The 8290-nt window shown below is 73.4% G+C and carries 8 protein-coding genes; 6 read left to right on the top strand and 2 right to left on the bottom strand.

From position 1 onward, the window contains the following. A partial coding sequence (locus tag Q0741_RS14260; protein ID WP_298233873.1) for an aldehyde dehydrogenase family protein occupies positions 1–1379 on the top strand: 1379 nt, incomplete at its 5' end. Positions 1380–1388: 9 nt separating this feature from the next. Here the strand turns inward: Q0741_RS14260 and Q0741_RS14255 are convergent. Further along, a complete protein-coding gene (locus Q0741_RS14255; protein ID WP_298233872.1) occupies positions 1389–2075 on the bottom strand; it encodes a type 1 glutamine amidotransferase domain-containing protein in 687 nt (228 codons plus the stop codon). Positions 2076–2332: 257 nt separating this feature from the next. Then, a complete protein-coding gene (locus tag Q0741_RS14250; RefSeq protein WP_298233871.1) occupies positions 2333–3568 on the bottom strand; it encodes an MFS transporter in 1236 nt (411 codons plus the stop codon). Positions 3569–3676: 108 nt separating this feature from the next. Here Q0741_RS14250 and Q0741_RS14245 point away from each other — a divergent pair, with 108 nt between their 5' ends. The 5 genes from Q0741_RS14245 to Q0741_RS14225 all read left to right on the top strand — a co-directional run bounded on the left by Q0741_RS14245 (position 3677) and on the right by Q0741_RS14225 (position 8133). Next, positions 3677–4687, top strand: coding sequence for a tRNA-dihydrouridine synthase (locus Q0741_RS14245; protein ID WP_298233870.1), 1011 nt, complete (start codon positions 3677–3679; stop codon positions 4685–4687). A 13-nt stretch (positions 4688–4700) separates the two neighbouring features. Then, positions 4701–5519 carry a hypothetical protein gene (locus Q0741_RS14240; RefSeq protein ID WP_298233869.1) on the top strand — a complete coding sequence of 273 codons (819 nt, stop codon included), beginning with the start codon at positions 4701–4703 and terminating at the stop codon, positions 5517–5519. Between the two features lie 61 nt (positions 5520–5580). Continuing rightward, positions 5581–6354: an ABC transporter permease gene (locus Q0741_RS14235; protein WP_298233868.1), complete on the top strand. Its 774-nt coding sequence runs from the start codon at positions 5581–5583 to the stop codon at positions 6352–6354. A 5-nt stretch (positions 6355–6359) separates the two neighbouring features. Beyond that, the gene (locus Q0741_RS14230) at positions 6360–7136 is read left to right on the top strand and encodes an ABC transporter ATP-binding protein (RefSeq protein ID WP_298233867.1); all 777 of its coding nucleotides are present in this window, start codon (positions 6360–6362) and stop codon (positions 7134–7136) included. Positions 7137–7140: 4 nt separating this feature from the next. After that, the gene (locus tag Q0741_RS14225) at positions 7141–8133 is read left to right on the top strand and encodes an MlaD family protein (protein ID WP_298233866.1); all 993 of its coding nucleotides are present in this window, start codon (positions 7141–7143) and stop codon (positions 8131–8133) included. Positions 8134–8290 lie beyond the last annotated feature (157 nt).

The following is an 8290-nucleotide window of genomic DNA, read 5'->3' as shown; positions in this document are numbered from 1 at the left end:
CGGCCGTGGCGCGGCGGCTGCAGGCCGCGCTGGCGCCGCGGCTGGACGCGTTGGGCGTGCCGCCGCTGCTCGTGGCCGAGACGGGCGGGCTCAACGCGCTGATCGCCGATTCCTCCGCGCTGGCCGAGCAGCTCGTCCCCGACGTGCTCGCCAGCGCCTTCGACAGCGCCGGGCAGCGCTGCTCGGCGCTGCGCGTGCTGTGCCTGCAGCAGGAGAACGCCGAGCCGGTGCTGCGCATGCTGCAGGGCGCGCTGGCCGAGCTGTGCGTGGGCCGGCCCGACGCGCTCGCCACCGACGTGGGCCCGGTGATCGACGACGCGGCGCGCGCCGCCATCGAGAAGCACGTGCTGCACATGCAGGCCCTGGGGCTGCGCGTGACGCGACAACCCTTGTCCGAGAGGCTGCGGGAGCACGGCAGCTTCGTGGCGCCGACCGTGGTCGAGCTGGAGGAACTGTCGCAATTGCCGGGCGAGGTCTTCGGGCCGGTGCTGCACGTGCTGCGCTGGCGGCGCGAGGAGCTGGACGGGCTGCTGCAGCGCATCGAGGCCACGGGCTACGCACTGACGCTGGGGCTGCACACGCGCATCGACGAGACCATCGCGCTGGTCACGGCGCGCGCGCGGGCGGGCAACCAGTACGTCAACCGCAACATGATCGGCGCGGTGGTGGGCGTGCAGCCTTTCGGCGGCGAGGGCCTGTCGGGCACCGGGCCCAAGGCCGGCGGGCCGCTGCTGGTGCGCCGGCTGTGCGAGCGGCATGCGCCGGCGCTGCCGGCGATCGGGACGCCCGTGGCTGCGAACGGTGGCGCCGGGTTCCGGCTGCCGGCGCTGCGCGCCCTGCGCGGCTGGCTGCGGGACGCGATGCGCGAGGACACCGCGCTGGGGGTCGCCTGCGACACGCTGCTGGCGCACGGACCGGCCGGGCTGGACGTGCTGCTGCCCGGGCCCACGGGTGAGCGCAACCGCTATGCGCTGCTGCCGCGCCGGCGCGTGCTGTGCCAGGCGGGTGACCGGGGCGACCTGCTGTTCCTGCTGGCGCTGGTGCTGGCGACCGACGGCCGGGCGCTGTGGGCCGATTCAACCGCGGCGCGCGCGCTGCACGCCGCGTTGCCGGTGGCGGTGCGCGAGCGCGTGGCGCTCTCGGCCAACCCGCTGGGGGAGGACATCGACCTCGCCGCGGCGCAGGACGCGCCGGGCCGGGTGCTGGAGCTGAGCCTGGCGCTGTCGCAGCGCGACGGCCCGATCGTGCCGCTCGTGGCCTGCCCCCGGGGCGAGCGCGACCCCGCGCTGCTGCCGCCGGAGCGGCTGATGGTGGAGCGCAGCCTGTGCGTCAACACGGCGGCGGCGGGAGGGAATGCGGGGTTGATGGCGATGGAGTGAGGCGGGTTCTCAACTTTTCGCACCCAGCAGCCTCAGCAGCTCGCGCGCCCCCTCCTCTGAGGACGCCGGGTTCTGCCCCGTGACCAGCAGCCTGTCCACCTCCACGTTGGACTGCCAGTCCGGGCCCCTGGAGAAAAGGCCGCCGGCCTGCTTGAGCATGTCCTCCACCAGGAAGGGCACCACCTGGGTCAGCCCCACGGCCTCCTCCTCGCTGTTGGTGAAGCCCGTGACGCGCTTGTCCTTCACCACCGGGCTGCCGTCCGGGTTGCGCACGTGGCGCAGCACGCCCGGCGCGTGGCAGACGGCCGCCACCGGCTTGCGGGCGGCCAGGAAGGCTTCGATCAGCGCCGCGCACTCGCGGCTCTCGGCCAGGTCCCACAGCGGGCCATGGCCGCCGGGGAAGAAGACGGCATCGAAGTCCCGCGCCGACACCTCGGCCAGCTTCCTCGTGCGGGCCAGAGCGGCCTGCCCCTCGGCGTCTTGCTTGAAACGCTCGGTGGCCGGCGTCTGGGCGTCGGCCTCGTCACTCTTGGGGTCCAGCGGTGGCTGGCCGCCCTGGGGCGAGGCCAGCGTGAGCTGCGCGCCGGCGTCCTTGAACACGTAGTAGGGAGCGGCGAATTCCTCCAGCCAGAAGCCGGTCTTCTTGCCGGTGTCGCCGAGGCGGTCGTGGGAGGTGAGGACGATCAGGATGCGCATGCGGGGTCTCCTTGCGTGTACGCCGCCGGGGCGGCGGTGGAGACCGGGACGGCAACGGGTGTGCCGCAGATGGGCGTGCAGAGGTTGATGAGAAGTCTTCAGCCCGCGCACTTGAAGGTCGCCAGCAGCATGGCAAAGAACATGAACAGCGCGCCGAAGACATGGTTGAGCGCCTGCATCTGGCGCGCTGCAGTGCTTCAGCTCCTGGGCCGCATCGAGTACGGCGTGTTCTCTGAAAAGAGCGCGTCCGTAGCAGCTCAGGTGCGTCTGGCCCGCAACCGTCCAAACCCCAGCGCCACCGCCAGCACCCCCGCCGCCCCGAGCGCGATGGTGGCGGTCGAGCCCCAGTGCGCGATGGCCGCGCCCGCCGCCACCACGCCGGCGGACTGGCCCAGGAAGAACAGCGACGCGAAGGCCGACACCGCCGGGCCGCGCCGCTGCGGCGCCATCTGCGTGGCGTTGACCTGCAGCGTGTTGTGCAGCATGTAGAAGCCCAGCCCCATGCCCAGGCAGCCCGGCAGCGCCAGCGCCCAGTGCGGCGTGAAGGCCACCAACGCCATCGAGGCCGCCATCACGCCGCCGCCCCAGCGCGCCAGCCCCACCTCGCCCAGCCGCCGCACCAGCCGCCCCGAGGCCAGCGCGAAGGCGAAGCCGCCGAAGCCGAACAGCATCAGCACCGAGCCCGCGGCCGACAGGCTCAGGCCGAAGCGCTCGTGCAGGTGCGCGGGAATGAAGGCAAAGGGCCCGTACAGCGCCACCGCCTCCAGGAACACGCTGCCCAGGATCACCCGGGCCCAGCGCTGCGCCAGCACGTGGCGGAAGTCGTCCACGATGCGCGCCAGCGCCGATCCGCTGCCGCCGGCGCGCCGGGTGCGCGCCTGCTCGGGCAGGCCGCGCTCGACGATGAACAGCACCGTGGCCACGGCGCCGAACAGCAGCGCCAGGATGAAGTACGGCACGCGCCAGCCGAGGTGGTCCGCCGCGAAGCCGCCCAGCCACACGCCGGCCGAGAGGCCCAGGATCTGCCCGATGAGAAAGCGCGCCAGCACCGGCTGGCGCTTCTCGTAGGGCACCACGTCGCCGATCCAGGCCATGGACAGCGGGATGATCGCCGCCGCCGTCACCCCGGCCAGCCCGCGCAGCGCGCGCAGCCAGGCGAAATCCGGCGCCATGCCGCACAGCGCCGAGGCCAGCGCGCAACCGGCGCAGCCCCAGCCGACCACGCGGTACTTGCCATGGCGTTCGCCCATCGGGCCGAAGAAGAGCTGCGCGAAGCCGTAGGCGATGGCGAAGACGCTCACCACCTGCGCCGCCTGCGCCAGCGTGATGCCGAACTCGCCGGACAGGCGCGGCAGCAGCGCGTCGTTGACGCGCAGCGACACGCCGCTGCCGAAGGCGGCCAGGGCCAGCACGGCGATGGAAAGGGTGGAGACGGCGGGAGCGGCGGCATCGGCGCCGGAGCGCGGCACGGCATTCGAGGGAGAAGACGACATGGGGCGTGAGGATTGCGCGGAAGACTTGCCGGCGTGGCTGAAGGGGCCGGCGGCAATCGCCCGGCCTGCCACAGGGTGGGACGGCGCGCCCTTACCATGCGCCCCCTCATGAGCCTGCTGCTTCTCGCCCCCATGGAGGGGCTCCTGGACCATCCCCTGCGCGAGACGCTCACGCGCGTGGGCGGCATCGACCGTTGCGTCTCCGAGTTCATCCGCGTCACCGGCACGCTGCTGCCCGAGCGCGCCTTCACGCGCGTGGTGCCCGAGTTGCTGCAGGGCGGGCGCACGCGGGCGGGCACGCCGGTGCGGGCGCAACTGCTGGGCTCCGACGAGGTGTGCCTGGCGGAGAACGCCGCGCGGCTGGCTTCGCTGGGGCCGGCGGGCATCGACCTGAACTTCGGCTGCCCGGCCAAGGTCGTCAACCGCCACGGCGGCGGCGCGATGCTGTTGCAGGAGCCGGAGAGCGTGTTCCGCATCGTCGCGGCCGTGCGCCGCGCGGTGCCGTCACACATGCCGGTGTCGGCCAAGATGCGGCTGGGCTTCAACGACGACCGCCTGGCCGAGGACTGCGCCCGGGCCATCGAGGCCGGCGGCGCCGATGAGCTGGTGGTGCATGCGCGCACCAAGGTGCACGGCTACAGGCCGCCGGCCTACTGGGAGCGGGTGGCCGACCTGCGCGCCGTGGTGCGCCTGCCCATGGTCGCCAACGGCGAGATCTGGAGCGTGGAGGATGCGCGCCGCTGCCGCCAGGCCTCGGGCTGCGAGTCGCTGATGCTGGGCCGCGGCATGGTCAGCGACCCCGGGCTGGCGCTGGCGATCCGCGGCGGCTCGGGCATCGGCTGGAGCGCGCTGCTGCCGCTGATGCTGGACTTCTGGCTGCATGTGGCGCGTCGCGTGGAGCCGCGCCACCGCGCCGGGCGGCTCAAGCAGTGGCTGAACTACCTGCGCCGCACCTACCCCGAGGCGCAGGCCATCTACGACGCGGTGCGCACGCTCAACGACCCGCGCGCCGTGGCGGCGGCGGTGTTCGGCGAGGAGGCGGCGCGGCTGGACCTGCCGAAGCCGCCGCGCCGCGCGTGGGCGCAGGCGCTGCACCGGCAGGACGAGGTGCCGGCCTGAGCCCACGGCGCCCATGGACGCCCGCACGCCTTCGGACATCGCGCTCACGCGCTTTCACCTGCGCCGCCTGCACGCGCTGTGGCGCTCGGCGGGCTGGCCCTGCCAGGACTTGCTGGAGGTCGAGCTGCTGGCGCTGGGGCTGCTGGAGCGGCTGGTGGAGGACGGGCGCGAGCGGCTGCGCGTCACGGACGCCGGCGTGGCCGCGCTGGCGGCGGGCCGGCAGCGCAACCGCCACGCCTTCGACGCGCACGAGGCGCTGGTGCAGCGCGTGGCGCGTCACCTGCAGCGCAGCGGGCGCATCGTCTACACGGAGCTCAAGCTGCGGGCGCAGGTGGCCGTGCTCCCGGCCCTGCCGGAGGGCGCGGCGGAACCGTCGGCGCCGCCGCCGTCCACCCAGGCGCTGCCGCCGGGGTTGGGCTTCGAGGACCAGCCCCCTGTGGCCGCGGTGCCGCCCGGCCGGCAACGCTGGGTGCAGGCGCGGCCGGACGTGTTCTCCATCCGCTACACGAGCGTGGAGGCCTACCTGCAGCCGCTGGTGCACGAGATCAAGGTGCGGCGCGCGGACCTGCTGTCCGACCTGCGCAAGCCCGAAAAGCGCGCGGCCTACCTGGGCATGGCTGCGGAGTGCTGGTACGTGCTGGCCGACGGCATCGGCGGGCCGGAGGACGTGCCGGCGGAGTGCGGCGTGATGATCGCCACCGCCTCCGGGCTGGAATGGGCGCGCCCCGCCCCGCCGCGCGCAGGTCGCATGCGCTTCGACCTGTGGATGGCGCTGGCGCGCGCCACGCCGCTGGCGGCCGAGGACGACGACGCGCAGGGGCTGCTGGGCTGATGAAGGCTCACCGCGTTCTGTAACATCGGGCAACGGCACGCCTCCTGCTATTGCGGCCCCGATGCACCTTCCCCATTTCTCCCTTGCCGACCTGTTGCGCCCGGTTTCGTTCCTGGGCCAGGTGCTGCTCGCCCTCGTCGCGCTGCTGCGCGGTCGCACCCGGCTGAGCGCGCGCGACCTGGCGCGCGTGTCCACCGACAGCAGCGCGCGGGCGCTCCCCATCGTCACGGTGGTGAACCTGCTGGTGGGCTCGATCCTGGCCTTCGTGGGCGCGGTGCAGTTGGTGAAATTCGGCGCGGGCATCTACGTGGCGGACCTGGTGGGCATCGCCGTGGCGCGCGAGATGGCGGCGGTGATCACGGCGGTGGTGATGTGCGGGCGTACCGGCGCGGCGTTTGCCGCCGAGCTCGCGACCATGCAGGCCAATGAGGAAATCGATGCCTATGAGGTGCTGGGCATCGACCCGGTGCCCTACCTGGTGCTGCCGCGGGTGATGTCGCTGCTGATCCTGCTGCCGCTGCTCTACATCTATGCCTGCCTGGCCGGGCTGCTGGGCGGGGTACTGGTGGGCGGGGGCATGCTGCAGCTCGCGCCGCAGGCCTACCTGGACCGCACGGCCATCGTGCTGGGCTGGAACCACCTGGGGCTGGGCCTGGTGAAGTCGGTGGCCTTCGGCGCGCTCATCGGCATCGTGGGCTGCTACTACGGGCTGCATGCCAAGCGCAACGCGGCCGGCGTGGGCCAGGCCACCACGCAGGCCGTGGTGGCCAGCATCGTGGGCGTGATCGTGGTGGATTCGCTTTTCGCGATCCTCGCCAACGCGCTGGGGCTGTGAGCGCGATGGCAGTACAGCAGCAGGCGCCGGTGGTGGAGGTGCAGGACCTGGAGATGCGCTTCGGCACGCGGCTGATCCAGCGCGGCATCAGCTTCACGGTGGCGCCGCGCACCATCTTTGCCGTCATGGGCGGCTCGGGCGTGGGTAAGAGCACGCTGCTGCGCCACATGATCGGCCTGCTGCCGCCGGCCGCGGGCCGCGTGCTGCACCGGGGCCAGGACTACTGGGCCAGCGACCCCGCCACGCGCGCGAAGCTGCGCGCGCGCTGCGGGATGCTGTTCCAGAGCGCGGCGCTGTGGAGCTCGATGACGGTGCTGGAGAACGTGATGCTGCCGCTGGAACAGCTCACCGACCTGGACGCCGCCGCGCGGCGCGAGCGCGCGATGGAGGTGCTGGGCTGGGTGGGCCTGGAGAGCTTCGCCGGCTTCCTGCCCGAGCGGCTGTCGGGCGGCATGAAGAAGCGCGCGGGCCTGGCGCGCGCCATTGCCGCGGAGCCGCCGCTGCTGTTCCTGGACGAGCCCTCGGCGGGCCTGGACCCGATCAGCGCGCGGCGCCTGGACGATCTGGTGCTCGACATCCGCGAGCGCACCGGCGCGGCGGTGGTGATGGTCAGCCACGAGCTGCCCAGCCTGCTGGCCATCGCCGACGACGGCATCTACCTGGACGACGAGAGCCGCCAGCCCATCGCGCGCGGCAGCCCGCGCATGCTGCGCGACGATGCCGCCACCCATCCGACCGTGCGCGCCTTCCTGCGCCGCGAGGAACCTCCCGAACGGACATGAACGCATGAAGAAACACGCCTTGCTCGTCGGCGCTTTCGCGCTGGGTGCGCTGGCGCTGGTCGTCACCACGGTGCTCTGGCTCAGCGGCAACAGCCTCTTTCGCAAGCAGACGTTGGCCGTGATCCATTTCCAGGGGGGCGTGGCCGGCCTGTACGTGGGCGCGCCCGTGACCTTCCGCGGCGTGCCCGTGGGCCAGGTGGAGGACATCGGCATCGAGGTCAACGACCGCTCGCTGGAGGCGCGCATTCCGGTGCGCATCCGCATCAATCCCGACAGCGTGCGTTTCGGCAACGCGGACGGCGCCGCCGCCGCGCCGCCACTGCCCACGCTGGTGCAGCGCGGCCTGCGCGCGCGGCTGGTGGCGCAGAGCTTCGTCACCGGGCAGAAGTTGGTCGACCTGGACTTCGTGGAGGAGGCACCGCCGCCGCCGCAGGCCAGCGGGGGCCGTTACCCGGAGATCCCGGCCGTGCGCGACCGCTTCGACGCGCTGTTCGACCAGGTGGCGCAACTGCCGCTGCGCGAGACGATCGAGGACGTGCGCAGCACGCTGCACACGCTCAACGACACGCTGGCCGAGACGCGCGACACGGTGGTGAGCGCGCGCCAGGCGCTGGACGCCGTGGCCAAGCAGGTCAACGGCCTGGCCGGCGAGGGCCAGCGCACGCTGGGCGCGGCCACCGCGGCGATGGAGGAGCTGCGCGTGGGGGCCGCCACGAGCCTGGCCAACGTCAACAAGCTGCTGGAAGCCAGCCGCCAGACGGTGGACGCCGCGCAGCCCGAGCTGCAGGCCACGCTGGCCGGCGCGCGCGCCGCGGCCGAGGCGGCGCAGCAGGCGATGAGCCGCGTCGGCGAGCTGGCCGAGCCGGGCGCCCCGCTGCGCGGCGACCTCGACGCCGCGGTGCGCGACCTGTCGCAGGCCGCGCGCGGCCTGCGCGAGTTCAGCGAGCTGATCGAGGAACAACCCAACGCGGTCATCTTCGGCCGCCGCCGCCAATGAGATTCCTGCCTTTCACCCGCGGAAGTGCCACCCCTGCGGCGTTGCTGCTGACCGCCCTGCTCGCCGGCTGCGCCAGCGCCCCGCCCTCCGCCACGCTGCTGGCGCTGCCGAGCCTGGGCGCTCCGGGGGCGGCCGGCACGGCGAGCGCCGGCGGCGC

Origin of the sequence: uncultured Azohydromonas sp. (genome assembly GCF_937926365.1) — a bacterium.
Taxonomy (GTDB): Bacteria; Pseudomonadota; Gammaproteobacteria; order Burkholderiales; family Burkholderiaceae_C; genus Azohydromonas.
This window is presented reverse-complemented; position numbering and strand designations above follow the sequence as displayed.